The sequence below is a fragment of the Bradyrhizobium sp. S3.3.6 genome, from assembly GCF_040546905.1.
GTDB classification, from domain to species: domain Bacteria; phylum Pseudomonadota; class Alphaproteobacteria; order Rhizobiales; family Xanthobacteraceae; genus Bradyrhizobium; species Bradyrhizobium cytisi.
Map to the genome: position 1 here is coordinate 169,566 of NZ_JBEPOT010000003.1, position 24,569 is coordinate 194,134.

Annotated in this window: 25 protein-coding genes and 1 pseudogene; 9 read left to right on the forward strand and 17 right to left on the reverse strand. The window is 59.9% G+C overall.

What is annotated here, in order from left to right:
- Positions 1 to 380 precede the first annotated feature (380 nt).
- On the forward strand, positions 381 to 1,499 hold the full coding sequence (locus ABID59_RS09650) for a DUF2336 domain-containing protein (protein ID WP_354083234.1): 1,119 nt from the start codon (positions 381 to 383) through the stop codon (positions 1,497 to 1,499).
- Positions 1,500 to 1,867: 368 nt separating this feature from the next.
- On the opposite strand, the gene ABID59_RS09655 is transcribed toward ABID59_RS09650, so the two are convergent.
- Complete coding sequence (locus ABID59_RS09655; RefSeq protein ID WP_354083235.1) at positions 1,868 to 3,379, reverse strand: adenylate/guanylate cyclase domain-containing protein; 1,512 nt, start codon at positions 3,377 to 3,379, stop codon at positions 1,868 to 1,870.
- A gap of 31 nt (positions 3,380 to 3,410) precedes the next feature.
- Complete coding sequence (locus tag ABID59_RS09660; protein ID WP_354083236.1) at positions 3,411 to 4,544, reverse strand: substrate-binding protein; 1,134 nt, start codon at positions 4,542 to 4,544, stop codon at positions 3,411 to 3,413.
- 591 nt (positions 4,545 to 5,135) lie between these two features.
- Between ABID59_RS09660 and ABID59_RS09665 the strand changes: the two genes are divergently transcribed.
- Entirely contained in the window at positions 5,136 to 5,417 is a 282-nt protein-coding gene (locus ABID59_RS09665; protein ID WP_354083237.1) for a YunG family protein, read from the forward strand.
- A gap of 168 nt (positions 5,418 to 5,585) precedes the next feature.
- On the opposite strand, the pseudogene ABID59_RS37415 reads toward ABID59_RS09665, so the two are convergent.
- The 3 genes and pseudogenes from ABID59_RS37415 to ABID59_RS09675 form a co-directional block, all read right to left on the reverse strand.
- Positions 5,586 to 6,238, reverse strand: a pseudogene (locus tag ABID59_RS37415) (methyltransferase domain-containing protein).
- Positions 6,238 to 6,846, reverse strand: a complete 609-nt coding sequence (locus tag ABID59_RS09670) for an LbetaH domain-containing protein (protein ID WP_354083238.1) — start codon at positions 6,844 to 6,846, stop codon at positions 6,238 to 6,240. The pseudogene ABID59_RS37415 and the gene ABID59_RS09670 overlap by 1 nt, the downstream one beginning before the upstream one ends.
- Before the next feature lie 251 nt (positions 6,847 to 7,097).
- The gene (locus ABID59_RS09675) at positions 7,098 to 8,645 is read right to left on the reverse strand and encodes an MmgE/PrpD family protein (protein WP_354083239.1); all 1,548 of its coding nucleotides are present in this window, start codon (positions 8,643 to 8,645) and stop codon (positions 7,098 to 7,100) included.
- 1,132 nt (positions 8,646 to 9,777) lie between these two features.
- Here ABID59_RS09675 and ABID59_RS09680 point away from each other — a divergent pair.
- Complete coding sequence (locus ABID59_RS09680; RefSeq protein ID WP_354083240.1) at positions 9,778 to 10,461, forward strand: lytic transglycosylase domain-containing protein; 684 nt, start codon at positions 9,778 to 9,780, stop codon at positions 10,459 to 10,461.
- Between the two features lie 316 nt (positions 10,462 to 10,777).
- Here ABID59_RS09680 and ABID59_RS09685 read toward each other — a convergent pair whose 3' ends face one another.
- The 4 genes from ABID59_RS09685 to ABID59_RS09700 all read right to left on the reverse strand — a co-directional run bounded on the left by ABID59_RS09685 (position 10,778) and on the right by ABID59_RS09700 (position 12,382).
- Positions 10,778 to 10,903: a hypothetical protein gene (locus ABID59_RS09685; RefSeq protein ID WP_354083594.1), complete on the reverse strand. Its 126-nt coding sequence runs from the start codon at positions 10,901 to 10,903 to the stop codon at positions 10,778 to 10,780.
- Between the two features lie 196 nt (positions 10,904 to 11,099).
- Positions 11,100 to 11,297 (reverse strand): hypothetical protein, encoded by a 198-nt coding sequence (locus ABID59_RS09690; protein WP_354083241.1) that lies wholly within the window; start codon positions 11,295 to 11,297, stop codon positions 11,100 to 11,102.
- Between the two features lie 816 nt (positions 11,298 to 12,113).
- Positions 12,114 to 12,293 (reverse strand): SAM domain-containing protein, encoded by a 180-nt coding sequence (locus ABID59_RS09695; protein ID WP_148753422.1) that lies wholly within the window; start codon positions 12,291 to 12,293, stop codon positions 12,114 to 12,116.
- A gap of 11 nt (positions 12,294 to 12,304) precedes the next feature.
- Complete coding sequence (locus ABID59_RS09700; protein ID WP_354083595.1) at positions 12,305 to 12,382, reverse strand: SAM domain-containing protein; 78 nt, start codon at positions 12,380 to 12,382, stop codon at positions 12,305 to 12,307.
- Between the two features lie 312 nt (positions 12,383 to 12,694).
- Between ABID59_RS09700 and ABID59_RS09705 the strand changes: the two genes are divergently transcribed.
- The 3 genes from ABID59_RS09705 to ABID59_RS09715 all read left to right on the forward strand — a co-directional run bounded on the left by ABID59_RS09705 (position 12,695) and on the right by ABID59_RS09715 (position 13,641).
- A complete protein-coding gene (locus ABID59_RS09705; protein WP_187435106.1) occupies positions 12,695 to 12,874 on the forward strand; it encodes a hypothetical protein in 180 nt (59 codons plus the stop codon).
- A gap of 223 nt (positions 12,875 to 13,097) precedes the next feature.
- The gene (locus tag ABID59_RS09710; RefSeq protein ID WP_354083242.1) at positions 13,098 to 13,349 is read left to right on the forward strand and encodes a hypothetical protein; all 252 of its coding nucleotides are present in this window, start codon (positions 13,098 to 13,100) and stop codon (positions 13,347 to 13,349) included.
- Positions 13,312 to 13,641: a GcrA family cell cycle regulator gene (locus ABID59_RS09715; RefSeq protein WP_354083243.1), complete on the forward strand. Its 330-nt coding sequence runs from the start codon at positions 13,312 to 13,314 to the stop codon at positions 13,639 to 13,641. The genes ABID59_RS09710 and ABID59_RS09715 overlap by 38 nt, the downstream gene beginning before the upstream one ends.
- A gap of 1,186 nt (positions 13,642 to 14,827) precedes the next feature.
- Here the strand turns inward: ABID59_RS09715 and ABID59_RS09720 are convergent.
- From ABID59_RS09720 to ABID59_RS09735, 4 genes are all read right to left on the reverse strand, one after another.
- A complete protein-coding gene (locus tag ABID59_RS09720) occupies positions 14,828 to 15,904 on the reverse strand; it encodes a relaxase/mobilization nuclease domain-containing protein (RefSeq protein ID WP_354083244.1) in 1,077 nt (358 codons plus the stop codon).
- Positions 15,901 to 16,419 (reverse strand): MobC family plasmid mobilization relaxosome protein, encoded by a 519-nt coding sequence (locus tag ABID59_RS09725; protein ID WP_354083245.1) that lies wholly within the window; start codon positions 16,417 to 16,419, stop codon positions 15,901 to 15,903. The genes ABID59_RS09720 and ABID59_RS09725 overlap by 4 nt, the downstream gene beginning before the upstream one ends.
- A gap of 357 nt (positions 16,420 to 16,776) precedes the next feature.
- Positions 16,777 to 16,950 (reverse strand): hypothetical protein, encoded by a 174-nt coding sequence (locus ABID59_RS09730; RefSeq protein ID WP_354083246.1) that lies wholly within the window; start codon positions 16,948 to 16,950, stop codon positions 16,777 to 16,779.
- Between the two features lie 590 nt (positions 16,951 to 17,540).
- Entirely contained in the window at positions 17,541 to 17,720 is a 180-nt protein-coding gene (locus ABID59_RS09735; RefSeq protein WP_354083247.1) for a hypothetical protein, read from the reverse strand.
- A gap of 326 nt (positions 17,721 to 18,046) precedes the next feature.
- On the opposite strand from ABID59_RS09735, the gene ABID59_RS09740 reads away from it, so the two are divergent.
- The 3 genes from ABID59_RS09740 to ABID59_RS09750 all read left to right on the forward strand — a co-directional run bounded on the left by ABID59_RS09740 (position 18,047) and on the right by ABID59_RS09750 (position 21,106).
- Positions 18,047 to 18,232 (forward strand): hypothetical protein, encoded by a 186-nt coding sequence (locus tag ABID59_RS09740; protein WP_354083248.1) that lies wholly within the window; start codon positions 18,047 to 18,049, stop codon positions 18,230 to 18,232.
- 281 nt (positions 18,233 to 18,513) lie between these two features.
- On the forward strand, positions 18,514 to 19,764 hold the full coding sequence (locus ABID59_RS09745; RefSeq protein WP_354083249.1) for an NRAMP family divalent metal transporter: 1,251 nt from the start codon (positions 18,514 to 18,516) through the stop codon (positions 19,762 to 19,764).
- A 127-nt stretch (positions 19,765 to 19,891) separates the two neighbouring features.
- On the forward strand, positions 19,892 to 21,106 hold the full coding sequence (locus ABID59_RS09750) for a mandelate racemase/muconate lactonizing enzyme family protein (protein ID WP_354083250.1): 1,215 nt from the start codon (positions 19,892 to 19,894) through the stop codon (positions 21,104 to 21,106).
- A 3-nt stretch (positions 21,107 to 21,109) separates the two neighbouring features.
- On the opposite strand, the gene ABID59_RS09755 is transcribed toward ABID59_RS09750, so the two are convergent.
- The 4 genes from ABID59_RS09755 to rocF form a co-directional block, all read right to left on the reverse strand.
- Positions 21,110 to 21,406 (reverse strand): hypothetical protein, encoded by a 297-nt coding sequence (locus tag ABID59_RS09755; RefSeq protein WP_187435118.1) that lies wholly within the window; start codon positions 21,404 to 21,406, stop codon positions 21,110 to 21,112.
- 102 nt (positions 21,407 to 21,508) lie between these two features.
- A complete protein-coding gene (locus ABID59_RS09760; protein WP_354083251.1) occupies positions 21,509 to 22,048 on the reverse strand; it encodes a c-type cytochrome in 540 nt (179 codons plus the stop codon).
- Entirely contained in the window at positions 22,035 to 23,306 is a 1,272-nt protein-coding gene (gene soxC / locus ABID59_RS09765) for a sulfite dehydrogenase (protein WP_354083252.1), read from the reverse strand. The genes ABID59_RS09760 and soxC overlap by 14 nt, the downstream gene beginning before the upstream one ends.
- A 160-nt stretch (positions 23,307 to 23,466) precedes the next feature.
- Complete coding sequence (gene rocF / locus ABID59_RS09770; RefSeq protein ID WP_354083253.1) at positions 23,467 to 24,444, reverse strand: arginase; 978 nt, start codon at positions 24,442 to 24,444, stop codon at positions 23,467 to 23,469.
- Positions 24,445 to 24,569 lie beyond the last annotated feature (125 nt).

The window sequence follows — 24,569 nt, forward strand, 5'->3', positions numbered from 1 at the left end:
AGGCCCACGATACACCCAGTACACCCCATGCTTGGTTTACGCGCGGTTACCGAGCGCGCGCCGCAGCTCGCTGGCCGTTGGGGAGGCTGTTATTGGCGGGTCACTCCCATGTGCCCCTCAATAGAGGAGTGCGTGTGACGGTACTCATCCCGCAGCTGGCTATTGTCCTTGTGCATGAGAGCGCACGCGCAAAAAGGGACGCATCCGCTCGCGCCGAACCGCGACAGCCATCTAACATTTGGGCGTGGCGGTTGACTGGATATTAAGCCAAGCCCGAAGCTGGCCGTGAGCTTTACCTGTTGTTCAGCGCTGAATGGTGTCATCGCCTCCTTGACTTGAATCCTATTTCTTCTTGACTCTTGAATTCGCGAGCCGCTTGCATGGCTGTCACCGCATCATTCTTGGTTGATCTGGAAGAGGCTGTTTCACGGGGAAGTCCCGAAAACTGTTTACGGGCGCTGTGGCACGCGACAGATATGCTGATCGCGGGCACATACTCCGAGGATCAAATTTGGACCTTTGGGGAGATCATCGGCCGTCTCGCCGGGGAGATTGAAACCACGGCACGGGTTCGGCTGGCGGGAACGTTAGCCGCCACAAACAACGCGCCGTTCAAGCTGACGCGCCAATTGGCTTTTGACGACTGTATCGACGTCGCCCGACCCGTTCTTAGCCAATCGGAGCGCCTCGACGCCGAGACATTGATGTTTTGTGCAAAGAACATGAGTCAGCAGCATTTGCTCGCGATCTCAAAGCGAAGATCAGTTCCGGAGCCTTTGACTGACGTCCTTGTGGTCCGTGGCTCAAACGAGGTTGTGCAGTCTGCCGCAGCCAACAACGGAGCCAATTTTTCGAACGTTGGCTTCCTGCACCTGATGCGGCGGTCGGAAACCGACACAATCCTCGCGGAATCGGTGGGGCTGCGAAAAGATATTCCCCGACATCTGTTCCACCAGCTGATCGCCAAAGCTTCTGAAGAAGTGCGGCAGAAACTCGAACGGGAACGACCTGACTTCGGAACCCAGATCCATCGGGCCGTCGTTGATGTCACTGGCGCAATTCATGCCAGATTTGGTCCGGCCTCGAAGGACTATTTCACCGCCAAACGCACCGTCGCAAAGCTGCGCGAGCGGGGCGAACTCAACGAAGACAAGATCTTCGAATTCGCCCACTTTCTCAAATTCAACGAAACGGCGGTCGCCTTGTCGTTGCTGTGCCCTCTACCTGTCGAGATCGTGGAGCGTGCCTTGATTGACAAGAACCGCGAACCTGTGTTGATCTTGGCCAAATCCTTGGATCTTTCATGGCCCACCGCAATGGCGCTCCTGTTTCTGGGGGCGCCTAACTATCGAATCATGGCCGGCGACCTTGAGAGATTGAAGCTCGATTTTCATCGACTGAATGTGAAGACCTGCCGTGAGGTAATCACCCTCTATCGATCGCGAAGGGAGGAGATTAGCGGGGCACCTTTCCAGCGGACGCTCGCGACGTCGCTTTGACGATCGAATTAGCGTCCGAGCTGCAGTAAAAGTTGCCGCCGTGTTTCGGCGCGTGGTACCTGAATGGCGATCATCACGCTACAATGTTGATCCGCGCCGCGTTTCTACATATCTTCCTACAAGTGAAGCCTTAGCAGGTTGTTCCTGGTTAGGGCGAGCCTGCTGATGGCCGGCATCGAGCCAAATACTTCATATTATGACGGGCGCCAATTGCACCGGTGGCGTAGCCTCTTCCAGCCGACCGATGCCCGCATGGCCAAAGCTGAGCTTGCCGCTCATTCCGGCGATGTCAACACATGACCCAAGAGCGGACGATTTCGGTCTGTCGTCGAGGAACCGTCGGCCTTCGCCTCGCGGCGGCACCGCGGTCATTTATATGTCTGCGTCGGCGTGATTGCTATGCGATGGACTTCCATCTTCTGACCGATGCCCTTCAGGTTCTCGTAGTTGCGCGACACTGAGCGTGAATTGACGATGTCACCGACGCCCGGCGCCTCCATCGCCATTGCACTGATGCAAACCTCGTTGACATCGGCGAGGCCTTGCACGCGTGCGGCGATATTCACATCCTGTCCGAAATAGTCGATCCGGTCGTTGAGCGTCACCGCAATCGCCCGACCTTTGTGGACACCGACCTTGAGGCCCAGCGGCCTCGAAGCGGTCCGGTTGAATCGCAACAACTCTTCGATCATCTCGATTGAGGCGCAAACAGCGTCCTGCGGACGCTCGAACCCGGCCATGACCGCGTCGCCAATCGTCTTGATAATCGTGCCGGATCGCTCCCTGACGATCCTGTTCAAGATCTCGAAGTGTTGACGAACCAAAAAATACGCATTCACATCACCAACGCTTTCGTACAGCGGCGTCGATTGCTTCAGATCGGTGAACAGGAAAGTCATGTCTGAGACTTTGATGCTCTCGCCCTCATCCACCAGCTGCGCCTTGTAGAGTTCGCGGAAGCTCGGGGTGAGTAGCAACCGCTTGCCGGAAAGATACGGTTCATATTCGACCAGATGGGGCGCGAAACCAAAGGGATACTGGACGAACCAGAAGCGACCGCGATCGCCGGTGCGGTTCTCGACCGCGATGGTGTGCTTGCCTGGGCTGAGATCGGCCGTCTGCCGGAACGAAAAGCGTCCGTCGCCAAGGACGATGTCTCTCGGTGCCGTGGGCCGGTCCGGCAGCAGAAAGCGGCCCGACTCTAGCTGGACCAGCGTCCCTTGCGGTTCTGCCGGCTCTCCGTTCACGAAGAAGACCAGAAGGAGTTTGTGGCTCAAATCCAGCACCTCGAAACGGCCAGCTGTGACCTCGAAGTCGAAGCTGCGGTGCTCATGGCCCTCGATATCGGCGAAGCCCCGTGAGAGCGCGGCAACGAGCTGCTGGTGCGTCATCCCGTGCGGAGCGATGAAGCCCTTGGAGAAGTTGTAACGCAGGTAGAAATCTTCGACAGACAGCCTTTCGGGATGGCGGAATATGATGTCGCGCACGCCGCTCGAGACCGTAAAGGTGACCTGAATGTAGTCGTCCAGCGACGCATCATTGATCGCGTTGCAGAACGCGCACTGAAAGCGTGGATGGACTTGGTCGAGCTCGCGAAAGCTGCCGGCGACCTGCGGGCAATAGGCACAAATGAGAAGCCAATCCATCTCGAACAGGCCCATCTTGGCTGCGTGTACGAACAGGTCTGTTGCGTCCGCCTCGGACAGGCCGACGAGGTGGCCGTATTCGATCGGATTGACGCGAAAGAGGTCGTAGTCGTCGGCGGTACGGATGAAGCGTTCGAGATCCGAGAGGACATTCGGCGCCCAGCTTCTTGCCGATCTGAGCGCACCGAGGCGCTGATTCAGAAGACTCTCGTTGACCGGAGACGGGACATCCATCTCATGCCTCCTACCTGACGGGCGGACTACGCTATCGGTCCGTAGCCGACCTCCGCGTCGGACGCACCATCGCCTCGTCCGGGTCGATGGCCCCCAGATTCTGGACGATCTCGAAACGGCCGTTCTTCGCCTGAGCGATGTACATGTTCATGCTGACGTGGTGCTGGCCGGGAACCATTTCCGCCGGACCGCCCGGACCCTCGGCGATCCTTGCGTGGTCGAGCGCCGCAATGACGTCCTCCTGGCGCAGCGAGCCGGCCTCGTTCACGGCCGCCGCCCACAGCTTGATCCCACGGTAGAGGCCGGAGCAGGCGCTGCCGCCCGTAAACTGCTCTCTGCCGGGATAGCGCTTGTCGTACGCGCCGAGCAGCTTCTTGCTGAAGGGATCGCTGACGTTCTGGTAGAAGTCGAGGCAGCCGTAGAGGCCTTCCACATGCGGCGCGGGCAGCAGGCCGAGCAGGTTCTCGTCGAAATAGGTGCAGATCAGCTGCCCGCCGCGGCTCTGAAAACCGGCGTTATGGAGCTGCGCGAAGAAGGGCACGACCCCAGGCGGAACGATGGTGCTGAACACCACTTCCGCGCCGCTGGACATGATCCTCCCAACTGTCGCGTCGTACTCCATGTGATCGAGGGGACAGTATTCCTCACCGACGATGCTGCCGCCATTGGCGGTGACGAGCTGGCGGACCCTCTCGTTCATCACGCGCGGCCAGATGTAGTCTGCGGACGGTAGGTAGAATGTCTTGGCACCGGTCTTGCGCATCAGCCAGGGAATGAGCGGGTCGAGCTGTTGCGCCGGCACCGGACCGGTGCAGAAGATCAGCGGGTCGCACTCCTGCCCTTCGTATTGCTCGGGGTAGATGTAGAGCGTCCTGCCCTTCACGACGGCGGGGCCCTTGATCGCTTGCCGCGTGGAGCTGTAGATACCGCCGAAGATCACATCCACCTTGTCCTGCGAAACAAGCTTGGCCGCCTTGGCCTCCGCGACGGCTTCGGTCGTTGCACCGTCCTCGAGATAGAGCTCGATCTTCCGCCCCAGCAGGCCGCCGTTGGCGTTGATCTCGTCAACCACCATCCTTGCTACGTTGGCGTTGGCGCGGCCCATGAACGAAAGTGCCCCCGTCTCTTCCGCGATCATGCCGACTTTGATGGACGGTTGTGTCATGGCAGACACCTCTCATGAGCCTTGTGCCCACTTGGCGCGTTTCGGGCGAAAAAAGCCGTCCGCTCATCGAGAAGCGGTATCGGCAACCTGCATCGCCGGCACGTAAGAGCGCAGCGCATTGAACAGTGATCAATTCAGCCGCAACGGCAAGCACGATAAAAAATCTGGTGCGTCGAGGCCGCCCGTGCGAGCACTCAATTCCATATTCTGCGACAACGCGCCCAATGTATCCTCGATACCGCCTTGTATGCAAGCAAGCAAAGTATGCGCCCGAACGATTTGCCGCAAGAAACAGTCTTGAGCACTTTCCCGCTCCTGGCTCAAGTGGCAACTGATCAGCCGGTCCAGGCGAGCTCGCGCTTGTGCGGGAAAGCGCTTTACCTCGGCATTTATCAGGTTCGATGTCGCAGTTGGGTCAAAGGCTGCGGTCGAGCAAACTCCAGCTCGGCATCCGGTTTACCCGCGACAGCGGAGATCACGACGGCTGAAGCGCTCTTCCGCGTAGGGCACCACAGGAGAGCGTGACAGTCCCAAAAGACAGTGCGATCTTTGGCCCTATCCCGGAGACGACGATGAGCTTCAATCCCGCCAATGGACACCTCAGAACCCAGCGGCGGGGCGCAATGCAACGTTACCGCCCTACTAATTCACGAACTCTATGGCGGTGACCTACTCAAGATGCCCCTGCCGGCCGGCGACCATTTTCATAACCGGATCGAAGGTCACAGACATGAATTCACAGCAAGCCAGTTCGATGAGCCGATTTCCTACCTGGATGTGCCGACCAGTCGGGCCGAAGCAGAGCGAGGCGCGACCAAGGGCGAACTAGCAGAACTCCGAACCTTTCAGGAGCGCCATGCCAAGTTGGGTTAGGCTCAAAGCCGGCAGCCGGAAGCGGCACCGCCGATTCCGGTTTGCCAGTGCTTCTTTGGAGAAGTAGGTCTGGTTGTATGTCGCGTTCCGACTGGTCATGCTCATGTTCACTTTGAATGCGCTTCATTGACGAGCAGTACGTTTGGAGCCCGGCGGATCCGCTCATGACTACAGGCGTGGTAGGTCCGTGATGTACCAGAGACCTAAGCTCTTATCGCGCCAGCCGCCGTGGCCCTTCGTCGCATTGCTCGTTAATCAGCTCGGCTGGGTGGGCCAGGCAAACGGCGCGCGCTGCATGTTCAAGGCTCGCCAGTCGCCGTCCTCGCAAGTCGCATTATGCTCCCAATCGGGAAATGTCGTAGTCAGAAGCCATCGCGCTCCGCTCTCACGGAATCGAGCTGAAGCGCGATGAATGTTCTCAAAGCTGAGATGAACGAGACAGTCGCGGCAAAGAACTACATCGAACTGCGGTAGTGCGTCACTGCAGATATCGGCGATCCAGGAAGCGACCAATGATCTCACCTCGCTGCGCCCGCTTGCTATTGGTGGCAATGAGCGACGGCACGATATCCACGCCCGTGTAATCTAGATTCATGATGCAATCCATGATCCAACCCGCGTCCCACAAGGCGCATCAAGCAACGAGCGCGCTCCCAGTCGCGGTTATCTCGGAGCCAAGGCCGGACGCAGAGGTGGCCGCACCCCACAGGTTCATATGCACAATACGCTCGAATCGTGCGGCGAGATGCAGGCCCGGCAAAGTTGGCACGGTCCACCAAAAATCGTTCATGTGCCAGAACAGCGGTATGATCGGGCTTCATCACGACGCCTGCTCAACGAGCGCTAACCTGGCAATCACAGTATTTGGTGCAATGAGCGAGCCCGGTGCTATCACAGAATTTGCACCGATTTTACATCCGTCGCCAATCAACGCGCCGAATTTGCTCACGCCAGTATCTACAATTCTTCCTTGGTAACGGATCTTTATAGTGGGGTCCGGCAGCTCATTGCGATAATTGGCAACGATAGATCCTGCCTCGAGGTTCACGTTTGATCCGAGAATGCTGTCACCAACGAAATTGAAATGCGCCAATTTGGACTTTCGAAAGATGAACGAGGACTTCAGTTCGCAGCCAGGCCCCACGATGCAACTCTCGTCTACCCAACAACCGCCGCGGATTAGTGAGTTGGCAGCAACAAAGCAGTGCGGCCCAATGATAGCTGGCCCCTTAATCGAAGCTCGATCTTCCACGGTTGCGGTATGATGTACGGCGACAGTGCCAACGACCCGATATGAGCTATCGATCTCCGCAACCAGTTCTTCAATCACGTCGCGTGCATCGGACGTAAGTTTCCACGGTGCTCGTTTGCTGAATCTGTTGAGAGGGGATGTGGCAAAGGACGCGACGTAGTCGATAGCAAGCTGCATTGTTTCCTTCCGAAATTCCTCTCTGCGATACTAACTGCAGCACCACACTTTCGTCGAATCCGACAATAGCCGGATTCCATGATCGCAATAAGGGTTCAATTATCTACCACACCTCAAACTATGCGAAGAACTCAACGTGAGCAACTCTAGTCCTCGATGCCTCGGTGAGCGGACCTCGTTGGAGGCGCGCCGCCACTTCGCGGATCGGCCAGCAAGCGACATAGACATTCGCTGGTGGAGCTTTTTTCCAATCATCCCGGGTTTTGTTGTCCGCTTCCCTTTAGAGCGCGTGTCAATTCGCGGATATCCTTCAGTTCTTCAAGGCCATCAACAAGTGACAAGACATGCTCCGCGCCTGCCTTTCCAACGACAGGGACCGCAAAATTCGTGAATTTGTGTTCGAGCGACGATCGCGATAGCGGGCGTACCGCGTCGCCTTCGGGAACCTCCACAATCTCGCGCAGAGACTGACCATCTGTGAAGACGATCTTTATGCTTGCGCCACGCCCCTTGGGGAGTTTGGCAATGAGTGCCTCACCGGGCTTCACAGAAATCTTTTCCACCAACGCCAAGACGTCCTGGGCTCGCCAGCGGTCTTTCTCGAATTGCGCCACCGTCACGTCGCCATCGAGAAGAGCCATGGCGAGGCAAACGGGAAGACTGTGATCGGCGGTACCCTTTGTCTGAGGCCGAAATTTCGCAGCATCCGCGACGCGCTCGATTATCCCGGGATAGGTCTCGACGGTGATCGCCCGTATATCTTGTGCTCGACCCTTGATCTTCGCCGAGAGTGATGCGCCGGCTTCTGCCACGGCTTGCAACTCGATTTGGATCGCAAAGCGCTTAAATGCCACCCGCGGCAGACGATATCGCGCAAGCTCAAGGTCGACGGTAAATCCCTCCTTGGCCGGCTTCATCTTCGACGCCAGCCACTCCAGCGTGCCGGACGGGCCGGTGAAGCCTTGCGCGGCAAGCCGTGTTGCGAAAACGCCATCGGCCGCAGTGGCGGCGAGCCCCATGGCTTTCATCATGCTGATCGCGCCACTATTGACGACAAAGCTTGTGAAGCCACGGGCGCCCGAAATTCCAACCGCGTTGGCGATGACTTCCTTGGGAAGTCCCCAGATCTTGCCCGCAATCACAGGGATCCCGTAGGAGGCCGCACACAAGGGATGAAATCCACGCTCAATGAACGAAATGGCGTCATTGACGCGCATGCTGGCCTCATATCCGGCGACCATCGCCTCGATGAGATCACGGCCGCTTCGTCCGTTCTCCTCGCAAACCGCAATGGCCGTCGGAAGCATCTCGCTCGGATGCAGTGGCTCAGTGCCGATATAGGTATCGTTCAGGTCGAGGGAGCGGACGAGGACGCCGTTAACGAACAGTGCGCCTTCTACGGTAGCGGGTCGCGCATAGCCGATCACTGTGGCTGTATTGCCGTCTCCGAAAGTCTTGCGAATTGTCGCCTCGGCGATATTTGCGGGTTCGGACCCTACTGATCCAAACGCGCAGCCGAGCGTGTCGAGAAGAACGCGCTTGGCCGACGCGAACACGTCTGTCGGAAGGGCTTCATATCTGATGGAGATTGCAAAATCGGCAAACTTCTGTTCGAGGGTTGCCTTCTGGTCATCGCCGTCGCCGGCAGCAAATGCTGAACCGATAAAACTATAACCGTCGGACCGAACGCTGCCGAGAAGGAGACTAGCGGAACCAGCAATTGCGGTTCGTTTCAGAAATTCACGACGTTTCATGAATGTCTCCATCCCGAAATTGCAGTCGCGGTAACGTTCAGTCAAACAACGATTGTCCTACCCCGGGGGAGACACCTCCGATAGGCGGCCAGTATGGGCAAGGGCGCCGATTTTAGAAAGCCAAAGATGCGGCTTTGGGTCATTCTCGTCGTTTGTGCAGTGTGACAGGCGCTTACGGTCTCCCCCAATGAGCGGACAATCTCCGAGCCGATGGGGAGATCTGAAGCGGGCCAACAGCAGAAATAAGGCTTAGTCAGAAGTAGCCACTCGTGATGATCTTCCTGTTCAATCACGTCAGGCGCGGGCGATCGTCCTGGCAGGGGAAAGCCGCCAGCGCCACATCGTCGGCGGGTTGACTCTCCGCTTCGGCCGGCCAGTTCGCACGATCTGCGTTAACCCTGTCTTTGATCTTCTCCCCTAGCCGGGCTCCCTGGTTCAGCTCTGCCGCTAAGCGGCCTTATTGGACCTTTGCAATCGTTCTCCGATTTCTGGAGCTCATTTCTATGAGGATTTGAGCGAGGTTTCTCGTTCGGAGAGCGTGAAATCAGATGAGAGTGGCTCTCTTACTCGTTGGCCTCGGTACGCTCGCCGTGATGGAGCTCGAGGCACCGCCGCGCTTGACAGAGCCTGTGAACGAGCCGCCTGCTCAGGCAACCACCGGATTGCGCCCCTCACATGATACACTGACCAAGGCAGACCGGCTCGACATTCCGCAATTCAGAGCGCCGCCGCAGCCGCTTTCCTCTAGCCAACTGATGCATCCGCCGGACCACACTGCGATCGTTGCGCAAGCCCCTTCGAAGATCATCGAGCAGCAGAAGGGCAACGCAAGCGGAAAATCCGCGATCGTGCTGCCCAGACCTCGGCCCCGGCACGGAACTTCCAAGGCAAGCGCAGGCGCCAGTGGCCCCAAGCCCGTCGCGGAGGCCAAGCCGTGCCGGTCAGGTGCCTTCGATGGCCTTTTCAAAGCATTGAACCTGCAGACGCGATGTCAGACCTAGCGCAAGGATTCCACTGCGTCGGGACGAGAGCCGACGGCAACCCGCGGCTCCCCGCGCATGTGTCAGAGCAAAGACGCCGTGCCGAGGAAATCCGACCGCCTCGCCCCCACGACCGTGGATCTGTTGTCGCCGCGCGGAATTGGCTGTCGGCGGAATCCATCACGCTCGTTCTTGGAGTGGCAATCGGCCTAGCTTTCGTCGCAAGTTTCGTCCTGTTCCGCGATGCTCAACTGAACGGGAAATCGATCGACAGAGCGGCTGCCAAGGCGTGGGCCGTGCGCATTATCATAGCCGAATCCGACGGTGAACCGAATGCAAAGAACAAGCGGTCGAGCGCCACTGGCGCCGCCCAGTTTCTCGATGATACGTGGCTCGAAGCCGTTCGAAGGCACCGACGCGATCTGATCCAGGGCCGCAGCGACAAGGAAGTCTTGGACTTGCGGGGAGATGCCGAGCTTTCGCGCGACATTGCCGCACGCCTGGTCGAGGAACATGCCGCGATGCTGACTAAACGCGGTTTGCCGGTCACGCCCGGTTCTCTCTACCTTGCCCATTTCGCGGGACCTGCGGGCGCCATGGCGCTATTTTCCAGCGCAGAAAGTGACGATGCTGCTTCAGTTATGGCCGCCGCTGACATGACGGGTCGGACCACACGCGAAAAGCTGGTCAACGCCAACACGTTCCTCAAGCCGATGACGGTCGGCGATATCAAGAGCTGGGCCGATCGCAAAATGGCAGTAGGCACTCGGCGGGGCGCTCGTGACGGTTACGTCTCAAGCATCCCATACGTTCCGGTAAGGGGCAACGGCCTCCTGAACCGTGAGGCAGCTCTGGCGGATTGTGTTGAAAGTCGGAAATAGCCACGGAAGACCACCGAATGAATTCGGCGCATATCAAAACGTTTCCCCACGTCGCAGATCGCCAAGATTAGCAGCGGCTCCGTTTCGATCGTCTGGTTACCCAGCTCTAGTTCGCCGACGAACCCGAAAACCAGACCGATCGCTGGCTCAATGCCGCTCGCCGTCCGGAACGGCTGGTCGTCGCGCTACAAGCGCCTGCACCGCACCTCGAAAGCCACGCCCTTGTCGCGCATTCGATCGTCTTGGCCGGCGGATGAACATGACCATTTCCGACATACAGATGACGGGCTACGTACTCCATATCGGGCCGCGGAGTTCAACGTTTCTGGTACGGGTGGAAGATGTGGTCCTTCGCCTTTACCGCCACATGACATGCGTGTCCGCAATCTGAGGGGCTTGGATCAGCCGCGAAACTGTCGGATCCAGCTTCGGAGTTGAACAGCGCGTATCCCCATCCGCCGCTTTTCGGGAATCTCTGGCTGTCCTATTCTATGACGAAAGCCTGCGTGAAGACGTCGGGTACATCCACGACGAAAGGCGCCTCCGTACTCTTCTTCGGTTTCCATTGGAGCTTCACGATCTTGGAGCCGTCCGGAAGGGCTGGCCGTTGCCTGGAACTCCGGCCTCGTACGCCTCGATCATGGTCGGATTGGCGAAGACACTTTGAGTACTTCATCGGTCCGCGCGGAGGAGACCACCGACCAGTCCTCGTATCCTTTGAAGTCGGAGAAGGCGATTCCGTCCGGCGATTTCAGGGAGTATTTGTCCTCGGCGTAAGCGGCCGCGCAGCCCAGCGCTGCCGCCGCCATTGCAGTCGAAAGCTTGATGCGCCTCATGGGTTGTCCTGTTTGTTGGTCGGTGAGCTTATTTGGCTCACGTTTTGAGCGTCCAGGTCGGGCGTACCTTCCTCGGGCAAGAGGCCCAAGTTCTCCGCTCTTCTCCTACTTGCAGCCGCGGCAAATCGTTAGCTTGTGTTTCAAGGCCTCGTCTCCTTGATCGATCGATTCCTGCCTGGTGACGCCACTTGTCTCCACATTGGGCTTGGAGGCTTTTGCTGCGCGTGACCTCGTGGGGCGCACCGCCTGGCCTGACGTGTCACTGTCATCGACGGTGCCGACACTAAATCCATCGTAGTCGATGGCTGGTTGGGCCGACGGCCGAGGCCTGCTTATCACCGGTGTAGATGAAACTGAGAGGGATCTTCAAATCCCGGAATTCGCCTGCGGGAGGCATGGTGCTTTGCACGATCACCGATCTTGGTTGGGGACCCATTCCTCCGCGGTTGAGTCCCAATGATGGGTTTCGTCGAACTGTCTCCAGAGCGGGCGGATTGGCCTGCTTTCAAGTTTCTGTCGTTTTGCATTCAGTGCGCTGAGTTGAACGACAACTGCGCCAGCCATCATCGCCCATTCGCGAGCGTTATATCGGGAATTCCATTTGACTATCGCGAGCATCGGATGCCTCCTTCAACGTAAGAAGCCGTCGCCACCATAGCCCGCGCCAAGAACACAGGGATGTAAAGTACTTCACAGTCGGCAACATCTTAGACATAGCCGCACGCAATCCAATCAGGGGGCATGCGTCGGGATCGGCTCGACGTCTCTTTCCGCACGAATGGACCCTAAGGATTCGCGCGAGGTCATTTCGGCGTATCAAAATGCGTCCGGGTCCGAGAACATCACGGTGACCTGGGGCTCGGCGGTTCCTTTCTCAGCTTCGTGGCATACTGAAGAACCCGGTGGCTCCGGTGTGCCGAACTGAGCACTCAAGCAGGCGATGCCGTCGAGCAGCTTGCGGCGATGCCCAACGATTCCGACGCCAAGGTCCTTCAAGTCCTCCGCCATCAAGTCGACAGGACCGCATCATTGATCTCGTTCTGGCGGAATGCCGCCTCATATTGTTCGAGGCCGAGCCTCCTCAGCCATCATCCGAGATCCATGACAGTGCCCCAGTTCGCCTAGCGCCGCATGCTCTCCTAGGCGATATCGCCTGTCTAGGGGAATGTCCGCTTGAAGTCAAAACGGCGGTAGACGCCGAGCTGAATCGCGTCCGGTTCTCCCCTGACAGCCGACATGACGCGCGTTCAAGCCACCTTCGGTTAGGGGCCAACGGACTAAACCGCTCGCGCGGTAGGACTCCGCGGCTGCCGACGGAGCCAAGAGGATAGCGCGGCGGGACGTCCTGTCTTGAGATCGAGGGTTTCGACAACCTCACTCAAGACAGGAGCATCCCCATGACCGACGAGGCCATGAGCCCATTGCGGCGGCGCATGATCGAAGACATGACGATCCGCAAGTTAGCGCCGAAGACCCAACAAGGCCATATCCGCACTATCAAGGATTTTGCTGCTTTATTTGCGCATCGTGTGACCGTTCAGCTCGCTCAGTGCGGCCCGAGCTTGTGCCCAGGTTGACTCCGGACCCGATCAAGCAAAAATATGCTCAGACCGTAGTGTCGATGCGGATTTGTTCAAGCAAGTCTACTTGACGTCGATCTTGGAGTTCCCGAGATCACCACCGGCGAGGTTTTGGTGAACATAGAGCCGAATGAGTCCTCGGGCATAAAGTAGCCGAAACGCTGCCATTTGCGTGGCGGATGCTACCCCTTGCTCGTGGTTTTCGAGGAGTAGCAGCAACATGAAGCAACACACCTCCGAAGCTTTTTCCACCACAGCGATCTACTCGACACCGCTCGTGCTGATGGGCACCGCGATGCCGCCAAGAGATCCCGATGAAGACGAGGAGGACGAAGACGACGAAGAGGAAGATGACACTGAAGAACCGCCGGTCGTGCGCGAGCCGGACGAAGACCAGGCTAGCGTGTTCGGCAGTCAGCGCTATAATATCTCCCATGGGCTGGGATGCGAAAGACATAGCGCTCCTCAATAGGCTCTGGTCCGCAGGACAGAGCGCGGCGCAGATAGCACGTCGTCTCGGGTGCAGTCGTAACGCGGTCTGCGGTATGCTGACCCGTCTGGGCCTGAAGCGCGGCCACAAGCCGCCCACAGCAACGCCCAAGATAAGGCCGCCCCGAAAGCTGAGCCCGACGTCGTCGACAGCCTGCGTCCGTCCAGTCGCACGGAAGGTGTCGCGGAACACAGCGGAGAGGCGGCAGCCCAAGGAATTCAGCAAGCAGCAGCTCTACTCCATGCTGGCTGAGGCGGTCAGAAATACTGGGTAAGAACTCACCACGAACGTCGTTGCGCTCCCGTCAGTGCCTGGCCCAGTTCGACGGGTTCGGCTGTCGTATACCTTCCCAAGGCTTCGTCTGCTTCGGATCAGAAGCGGCGATCAACGCGAGTGCTACGCCGCATCCGGTCTACCGCCAACAGCCGACGTGAGAACGGCGGCAGCTATGGTCGGCTGGTTTGATCTACTTGTTAGCCTTACCGGACGGCCCAGGGACGTTTTTTGTGACGCGTTCCTCGATATCCGCCATCGTTCTGGCGAACGCTTCGCGCAGTTGCTCCGCGTGAGCTGCACTCTCCGGTTCACTGAGATATGCAATCTTAATCAGCAGCCTGTTCAACAAATGTGTGATCCGTAGATTTTCCGAGTGCCGCGATCGCAGGGCCGTGATTTGCCGGCGCATCTCAGCAAGATCGAGAGTTTCGTGTTTCGATGACCTCTTCAAAATAACACTCGCACGTGGCCAGCAAACGAAGCCGACGCGCCGAGTATGATGGCGCGAGGGCTTCGCCTGGGTAGGGCCGGACGGGGCAATGTCCGGTGCGCAAAAGCTAACCCTTCAATGCGCCGCCGCAATCAAAGCCTCAAATTAAGATTGATGTCCGCGCTGCGGGTTAATTCTGGAACTGATCAGGTTTAGTCTGCTCACGATGCTCCTGCGAGGTGAGGTTAATTCTCTTTCGCCGCGATGCTCGCAGGTTCATCCAAAAGGCACCAAGCCTGCAACGATGAAAAAGACTGTCAGACAATTCAGCAAAAAGCGGGATCATGAAAACCGATCTCGATCCTCATGGGGGCCGATGCATGGCGCCTGTGGCCCATTGAAAATCTAGCGTGTGTTGTAGCCTAGCAATATCCAACAGCACATTCTGCCTTCATGATGGCCTTCATCCGGTCAGTAATTTGACCAGCGAGACCGGCTAGGCTCGGCACATTGTTTCGGCGGGGCGGTGTGCCGAGCCGCCGTCGCGCGTCATAACCACCGCGGGACGGTGATTCTCGATTCCGTTCTGAGGGGATCCGACCTGGACGACCAATTTTATAGTAGCGCGATGGAAGTGGGCTTCAGAAGCCACAAGCCCGTCCTTGCTCGCCGGAGCGATGCCTCCCGGGACGTCGTGTCGATAGGTGCCTGAGATCCGATCGAGCTCGAAGAATACCTGATCCTCCGGGTCCAATTATCGTGTCCGCTCATCGTCTCGCTTGTGACCGCGCAGGTCGGCATTGCCCCCCTGCTCTTTGCCGCGGCGCCGGGAATTCGCAAGCTCCAAAAGCTCGTTCTTCAACACACGCCGGCGGGTTTCGACAGCGGGCATGTCTTTGACGAATTGCCGAACTTGGCGAGCTAACTCGTGATCTGCTGCCGCTCCAGAGCGCTGCAGCTCCGCGGCATAGTCGAGATATCGCCGCCGGATCGCGTCCTGACGTGACTTGATCTTTTCGTCCCAAGGATGTTTAGCAGGCTTGCCGCCGTTCACCTCCGAAAGCACCTCCTTTCGCGCGAGCCGATCAACATCGGGCGTGATCCTTCGCTTGCGTAAAGCGAGCACGGCACCGCGATCGGCCTTTCCAACCCGTCCGCGGGTTCGCCGCGGCGTTGCCTCCGCCGCGATCCCTCGAAGCCGGAGCTCGCCAGCAAACCGCTCCCGCCAGGCCTGAAGATCCGCCTTACGGGGGTTGAGGCGCTTGCCGTCATGGCCCAGCGACCGAACGGTCAAGTGCACATGGGGGTGCTTGTCATCGAGGTGCTGGACGAAGACGTCGTCGTGATTGTAACCGAACGTTTCGATAGCAAATGCCCGGGCTGAATCCTTGACCGCGACGGCATCGGTGCCAGCCGGCATCGACAGAATGATGTTGACCGAAAGCGATCCGTCACGGCGGCGCCTGTCGTCGAGGCCGGCATCATCGTCCCAGCGTTGCTGCAGATCTTTCAATCCGGAACGACCCGCCAGCGTCGCGCCCTGCTCTGTTTCCGCATCAAGCTCGCCGTTTCGCGTAATGTACGCCAGGTGCGACTTGAGATGGGCCACGCCCTTTGTGCGACCAGTGATCTTGACCATCACTTCTGGTGCTCGGCGCACGATGCGTTCGAGCTTTGCACGCATCGCCGGCGTAAGGCGGCCGGGAGCGGTCGGATCGGGGATATCCCACTCGGCCCGCCGTGGACGCCGATTGGGCGTCTCCCAGACATACGAGATCGGCGGAAGTTCGGAGGCGAGGTCGATCGGCCGAGGGGAGGAGCGCCGGCTCATCGCCACCCATCCCAATAATCCGCGTTGCCGTTCAGCGCATTACGTAATTGCGCGAGCTCTCTTTCAATGACCAATTTGGCCTCCTGAATTACGGATAGATCCGGCTCAACCGCCCTGCCCTGCAGCACACTCGTGTTTGCGGCGCGCGCGATCTGGTTGATGTTGCCACCGATGCGGTTGAGCTCGCGAACAATGGCGCGAAGCGCCGCATGCTCGTCCGGGGAATGCTGCACCGGCGATCCCAATCGCGAGCGCACCAGCGCAACGATCCAGCCGGTGCGGGTCATGCCACGCTGATGCGAGACTTCAGCGAGCTGCCGTATCTCGCTCTCACGAAATCGCACCGTCACCTTCTCCGGCCGTCCAACCGGCAACGCCAAGACGCGCGGCGCTGGCGCAGCCAGTGCGTCAGCAATGAGACGCCGCAGCAGCGCGGATTTGCCGCCCTGGGTAGCTGCAAGGATTGAGAACTCCGCAGCGACTTCGTCGGAGACGCGAAGCGAGATCAGAGCCATGTGCTCCAATCCCAATCGCACTGTAATACATCGCTGGCGCGAAGCCCATCCTGCACTAGAAAAAGCGAATCCTTCCACCCCCTCCATGTTGGTTCAGACCAACGGGCTCGGCATTCAAAGCTCGCGCGTTGCTGCCAGTTGGATCCACCCCAGCCGGCGATCGACGCGGAGAATTCCTCCGGGAATGAGCAGCCGTCACCCCTACTCCTTGTGCTTCACGAACCCCGCGCGTGCAGATCGGCGAAATCGGTACCGAATATGTGGACCGCGGCTTTCCAGCAGCCTTCGGATGGGAAATCCGCTCCGCCGGCGCACCAACCGCAGCACTGTTTATGAGGAGGCAGTCTAAGACAAGCTTCATGCGAACAGGATCTCTTCGATTGTGACCGTCGATGCCGGAACCTCTTCCGCCTCTTCTGCACCATCGATCAGCAGCACGGCATGGCGTGAACCTTGAGACGCGAGTCGATCGACCAGAAGACAGCCAGAGCGATCTTGGTGACGCACTCTGATCGACAGTGATGTGCTCATTCGCTCGTTCCGATCGACCGAAGAGTTTGGGAGCTTTTCCGCGATCACCGTGACGCGGTCTCTCTCCATGGGTCGCAATGCCACTTGCGGTGCGATCGGTCTTCGTCCGGGTTGAGACCCAGGCAGCCCTTTGCCATCAGCAGGGGAGCCGCGGGTTTCCGTCCGAACTTGGCGAGCCAGTCGACGGGCGTGGACGTCGGTGAAGCTCTCGTGTGCTGCGCATAACGCCTCGATGGCGGTGGGCTGCTCACGCCAAGCCTGGTAGAGTTCATAGACAGCACGGATTGATGAGCCCGCAAGCTTCGACCGGAGGAACTCCGGCATGCTCTGGACCGTCTCAGCTCTGCTGCGACTTCGGCTTCGCCTTCCTGACGGGCTGGGTATGGCTCCCGAACAGCGCCAGCAAAAATGCGACTTCTTCCTTCGAACCGACCGCGATCATGACTTTCTCCTTTTCGCTCCGTTGGTCGGGGTGAGCGGCGGAGGCGTTCAGGACGATCTGGTTTCAGGAGCGTTTCAAACCTGTTTCGTGCGCCGACGGCATGCGCAACGGAGCATCGGGCGGTTCGCGCCGGACGCCATGCGGATGCTCAGCCCTGCGGCTGCCACCCGATGATCGCACCGGCGAGGAACAGCAGCGCGCCGAACGCGGTGCCGACCATCTGCATCCAGTACCGGATCGGCATGGTGTCGCGATCAAACACCTGCCGCGACCACCGCGACCAGTCCAGCCAGTCGTCACTGACGAACAGGATTCTTTCGCTCGACATAGCCATACCAGGCCTTGCGGGCGCAATAGATGCTGATCCCGATCGCAGCGACGCGATAGAGCAGATCGAGAGCGGCGTTCATGCCAACATCCGTTTTCGGGGCGGGCGTTGTGATGACCGGGCCGTATGTCCTCTCGGCCGGCAAGGTCGCAAGAGCTCTGCCTGTCTTGGTGTCGCCGGAGAGGATGCAGGTTCAATCGCGGTCGCGATCGGGATATATTTTGCCCAACGGGTCAAACTTTAATCGAATGCAACATAGCGGATTCGGCGGAACGAAATCTCTCCGCGCCATGCTGGCACACACGCGTTCCGAGGAGAGATGCGCGATGTACTACGTCGCCGCCGCATTGCTGGGACTGTCAGGACTGTTCTATTCCGCGAGCCATCACGAGCTCGGCCAGTTCGGCTCGAACGTGTGCAGCTACGGCAGCACCTTCTGCGAGAATCCGGTGGTCGTCTTCACCGGCGCTGCGCTCGCCGCCGTCTGGGGCATGTTCGTCAGCATCAAATAAAACGAAAGTCCGGCGCCGACGGCAGGCTGGCTTGATGATCGAACGTGCCGCCTGACCGACGCGCCTAGCGGGCCGGCTACGTCGTCGGCTCCTTGCGGACGGCGGCGGCAGCGGCCGCATGGTACCACGCTACAACACCACGCGTCGGCCGGGGAACTTTCCGGCTATGATGGCGCTTAAGCCTTGGATTCGTAATTTCCGGAAGGTGAGCCCTGTCGAACCGATCGCCACATCGCCCCACCAGGCACGGCCGCGCCGGGGCGCCGACCAAGTCCGCTCCGATGCTGCTGCGCCGGCTCGGTCCCGGCCTGATCACCGGCGCGGCCGACGACGATCCGTCCGGCATCGCCACCTATTCGCAGGCCGGCGCGCAATTCGGCTACGGGCTGCTGTGGACCGTCTTTCTCACCACCCCGTTCATGATCGCGATCCAGCTCGTCAGCGCGCAGATCGGTCGCGTCACCGGCAAGGGTCTTGCAGCCAACGTGATGCAGCTCGCGCCGCGCTGGATGGTGATGGGGCTCGTGGCGCTGCTCGTCGTCGCCAACACCTTCAACATCGCCGCCGACATCGCGGCGATGGCGGAGGCGCTCTCACTGGTCATCGGCGGACTCAACCACGAGCACGCGCTGATCTTCGCGGCCGGATCGACCCTGCTCCAGGTGTTCGTGCCCTATCGACGCTACTCGCCGGTGCTGAAATTTTTGACGCTGACGTTGTTCGCCTATGTCGCTACCGCCTTCACCGTCAAGATCCCGTGGAGCACGGCGCTGCTTGCCACGGTGTGGCCGAAGGCGACCGTCAACGCCGATTATTTCATGATGGTGGTCGCGGTCCTCGGCACCACCATCAGTCCCTATCTGTTCTTCTGGCAGGCCTCCCAGGAGGTCGAGGAGATGAACCAGGGCAAGCGCGACCGGCCGCTACGCGAGGAGACGCAGCGCGGCGGCGATCCCGAGATCGCGCGCATCAAGGCCGACACCACCGTCGGCATGCTGCTATCGAACGGCATCGCCTTTTTCATCATCCTGACCACGGCCTCGGTGTTGAACGCGAACGGCGTCACCAACATCAATTCCGCGACGGAGGCGGCCGAGGCGCTGCGGCCGCTCGCCGGCGACTTCGCCTTTGCACTGTTCGCGCTCGGCATCATCGGCACAGGCCTGCTGGCGATCCCGGTGCTGGCCGGCTCGGCGGCCTATGGCGTTGCGGAAATTTTCGGCTGGCGTGCCACGCTGGAGGCAAAGCCGGAGAAGGCAGTCGGCTTCTACACTATCATCGCGGCCGCGACCGTGATCGGCTTCGGCCTCGGCTTCACCGGCATCAGCGCGATCCACATGCTGGTGTGGAGCGCCGTGCTCAACGGCATCGTCGCCGTTCCCATCATGGCGATGATGATGTTGATCGTCTCGAACGAGAAGATCATGGGACGCTTCAAGGCCCGGTCATGGCTCGTCTTGCTGGGCTGGCTCGGCACCGCGCTGATGGCGCTGGCCGTCCTCGCTCTGCTCGGCTCGTTCGTGATCGGCTAGAGCGGCGCCTGGCAAAGTGCTTGCGGGCTTCACGGCAGGCGGTCGTTAGCCTAATAATTGTGGCTGGGCTCGGGTTTGCGACCGGGACACAAAACCAATAACGCCCGGCCGGGCGACAGGGAGCGACATGACAACATCATCAAAAACAACAAGTCTCGAGATCCTCGCCTGCGATGCCGGCTGGAGAAACTACCACTTCGTCAAGGTGACGACGGAAGACGGCGTCGTCGGCTGGAGCGAGTTCGACGAAGGCTTCGGCTCGCCCGGCGTCGGCGCCGCGATCCAGCGCCTCTCGGCCCGCGTCATCGGCCGGAACGTCTTCCAGCACGAGCGCATCCATGCCGAGCTGTTCGCCGCCACGCGTCCCGCCGCCGGCGGCGTTGTCGCGCAGGCGCTCGGCGCGATCGAGAATGCGTTGCTCGATGCCAAGGCGAAATGCCTGGGCGTGCCCTGCTACGAACTGCTCGGCGGCAAGATCCGCGACCGTGTCCGGGTCTACTGGTCGCATTGCGCGACATGGCGGATCAATCATCCGTCCTGGTACAAGCCGCCGATCGAAAATCTCGACGGCGTCAAGGCGATGGGCCGCGAGGTGCGCGAGAAGGACTTCACCGCGCTCAAGACCAACATCTTTTCCTATGACGACGGCAAGCCGACTGGCTGGCGGCCCGGCTTCGGCTCGCCCTTTGCGCCCGAGATCAATGTCGACCGCAAGATCCTACGCGACCTGCGCATGCATCTGGAAGCGATCCGCGACGGCGCGGGTCCCGACGTCGATATCCTGCTCGACTGCAACTTCAACGCCAAGACCGAAGGCTATTTGAACATCCTGCGCACGATTGCCGATCTCGACATGTTCTGGATCGAGATTGACAGCTTCAACCCGCAAGCCCTCGGCTATATCCGCAGGCAGAGCCCGCATCCGATCTCGTCCTGCGAGACACTACTCGGCCTGCGCGAATTCCTGCCCTATTTCCACGAGCAGGCGATGGACGTGGCGATCATCGACACACCCTGGAATGGCGTGTGGCAATCGATGAAGATCGCTTCAGCTGCGGAAGTCTTCGAGGTCAACGTCGCGCCGCATAATTTCTACGGCCATCTCTGCTCGATGATGAACTCTCATTTCTGCGCGGCGGTACCGAACCTGCGCATCATGGAGATCGACATCGATCGTCTCGCCTGGGACCGCGAGCTGTTCACGCACGAGCCGGAAATCCAGAATGGCCATCTGATCATTCCGGACCGTCCGGGCTGGGGCACCGAGCCGAACGAGGAGGCCCTTCGCGCCCATCCACCGAAGACCACAGGCGGGCTCCTCAATTACGGCCGCAAAAGCTGAGAGTTACGGCGTCACCGGATTGATGATCGGGGACGTCTTCGGACCCGGCCGCTCCGGCTCAACCGGCGATTTTGGTTCGGTCGGAAGCACCTTGGCGCCCGCCGCGCGGGCGGCTTCGCCCGTGGTCGCATACATTGCAACGTGGGCCGGCTGGGTCTTGGCACGATTCCACGGCCCGTGATCGACGAGTAACATCGCAGCAATCGTCACGCCGGCCACAATCAGAGCGATGACGCCGGGATGGCGAAGCGCTGAGGACATGGAGTTTGCGAAGCGGCCGGTTGTCATCGAAAAATCCATCATTTTTCCTGTCGCAGGTTAATTCAAATGCGGCCCGCGAGTTCCGTACCTCACTTAAGCAAGTTCCGAGCCAATGCCCGGAACTTCACTATTCCGCTTCGTTCACTTTACGTCGGGGCGCGCGTCACCGACGAACTTGTCGCGGTTCGGCATTTTGATCGCCGCGAGCGATTTGGCATCGACCGTCGCATCCGCTCCGATCAATCCATTCAAGTTCAGGATGTAAGCTGACACCGCGTACACGTCTTCATTGCTGAGTGACTGCGGCGCGTTCTGCGGCATGGCGCGACGGATGTAGTCGAACAACGTCGGCGCATAAGGCCAGTAGCTTCCGACGGTGCGGATCGGCTTGGCGGTCCCGATCGTGCCCTGCCCGCCGACAAGGCGATCACCTAATCCGCCCTCGCCGTTGTCGCCATGACATGACGCGCATTGCTGGGCGAACACCTCGCGTCCATGACTGACCGACCCGCTTCCTTTCGGCAGATTGCTGCCATCGTGCCCGACATCGATATTCCAGCCCGCGATCTCGGCCGCCGTCGCGGGCCGCCCGATTCCATAAGGACTTTGCGCCCGCGCGGTGCTCGCTGAAGCGCAGAGCAGGATCGCGAGGACGACGCCGCCGATCTCACGCCAGCGCATTGGTGACCTCCCCGTCGGCGGCGACACGCCAGGGCCAGATCGCGTTGTTATGGTAGAAATAATTCTCGCCTCGTACCGCGAGCAGCTCGGCGAGCGTCGGCTGCACATACCCTGTTTCGTCGATGGCCCGGCTCTGGATCACCGCGGGCTTGCCGTCCCATTGCCAGGGCAGACGGAAGCGCGTGAGGGCACGAGTCAGCACCGGCTGCTGCAATTGCGCATCCTGCCAGCTCTTACCGTCATCGACGGACACCTCCACCCGCTTGATCTTGCCATGACCGCTCCAGGCGATGCCGGTGATTTCGTGGAACCCGGGTGCATGGAGATGCTGGCCGCCCGAGGGACGCGTGATGATCGACTTCGCCTCCATGTAGAAAGAGAACTCTCGTGCCGTGCCGTCCGGCAGGAGGTCGGTGTATTTCGAGGTCTCCTCGCGCGAATAGGCGGGCTCTGCGGTGACGTGCAGGCGCCGCAGCCACTTCACGTTCATATTGCCTTCGAACCCCGGCAGGAGCAGCCGCAACGGATAACCCTGCTGCGGACGAAGCCGCTCGCCGTTCTGGCTATAGACGAGCATGGCATCCTCGAGGCATTTCTCGATGGGGATACTTCGGGTCAGCGCTGCCGCGTCGGCGCCTTCAGCGATGATCCATTTGGCTTCCGGCTTCAGCACGGCCTCCCGAAGCACCCGCTTGAGGCTGACGCCGGTCCATTCGGCGCAGCTCAGCAGACCGACGAGGTCCGACGCAGTCTTGCCATAGGGCTTGGTGTAACCGGGATTACCGGAACATTCGAGAAAGTGAATGCGCGACTCCGAAGGGAAGCGTCGCAGATCGTCCATGGTGAAGATCAGAGGCCGTTCGACAAGGCCGTGAAGCATCAGCCGGTGCTGCGCCGGGTCGATCGTCGGAACGCCGCCGTGATGCCGCTCGTAGAACAGGCCATTCGGCGTGATGATGCCGTCAAGCTCCTGCAATGGCGTCCGGCCGGACGCGGAGATGTACTGTTTGAGGTTCTTCGAGATGTTCTTGACGACGCCCTTCTCGAACGGCGACGGCGCGCCGTAGGGCTGGCTTCCCATCGGATCGCCCGGCGCTTTCATCCAATCCGGAATGTTGGGCGGAAGATTTTCGGTCTCCGCGGCGGCTGAGGCACCGGCTGATAGGACAACGCCACCGGCCACGGCGCCGCTCCCTTTCAGGAAGCGACGACGCGTTGTCGTTGCGGATTTGTCGGGGGCGTCGATCATGCTGCTCATAGCGGACCCTCGGATGAAGCTCGGCCCGCATGAAACCTTCCGCGAAGCAGATTTGCAATCCGCGTGCGTTTCAAACGCAGCCGATTTCAATCAGGATTGACCTAAATCCGCCGGCAGCGGCAGCAGTTCCATGCTTTGCGATGCACAAATGGCTCGCGTGTCACTCACCCGGCGCGATTGCATTGCTGGGTGTCGGCCGATCTGTGATCTGCTGGCCGAACAGGCTGCCGACCAGTTCGACCGCGGTGCGTGCAGTGCGGCCGCGCTCGTCCAGAAACGGATTCAGCTCGACAATGTCGACCGATCCCACCACGCCGGAATCGTGCAGCAACTCCATGATCAAATGTGCCTCGCGATAGGTCGCCCCTCCTGGGACCGTGGTGCCGACACCCGGCGCTACGCAAGGATCAAGAAAATCGACATCGAAGCTGACATGCAGCACGCCGTTGCTCGCCTTGACACGTTCGATGACGCGCCGGATCAGCACCGCGACGCCGAACTCGTCGATCTGGCGCATGTCGACAACTCTGATCCGGCGTGCGCGCATCAGCTCCTTTTCGAGCTTGTCGATTGAACGCGCACCGAACAGGTCGAGTCTATCAGGATCAATCGAGGCGCGCGGATCATTACCCAGGAGGCCATCAAGGCCAGCCTCGCCGCACAAGAATGCCGCCGACATGCCATGCATATTGGCTGTGATCGTCGTCTCCGGCGTATTGTAGTCGGCATGGGCGTCGAGCCAGAGCACGAACAGCTCGCGTCCGCGCTCCTGCCAGTGCCGCGCCATCGCATTGACCGAACCCATCGACAGCGTGTGATCGCCCCCGAGGAAGATCGGCAGGGCACCGGTTTGCGCGATCTCATAGCCGCGGCGGCTGAGCATGCGCGTCCAGCGCTGGATTTCGCGGTAATGATTGGCCTTCGCCGGCGGCCTGTCGGCGAGATCCCTGACCTCGGCCACAGAGAGATCGCCGTAGTCGACGACTTCGAAATCCAGGCTTTCAAGCAGCATTGCAAGGCCGGCGGTCCGCAGCGCCGCGGGGCCCATCAAGGTGCCGCGCTGGGAAGCGCCCATATCGATGGGCGCGCCCAGCAACGCGATGCGCCGGGCTCGATCCTCGATGGTTCGATCGGTCACGGCAATCTCCTGAGGTCAGCAAGGCTGCACCAGCGTAACAGAGATTCGCATCCGTCGTTTCACGGGGGGCCGGAACTAAATCCCGGACGCCGCATTTTCTTTGGCAAGGCCGGTACCCGCCGTTC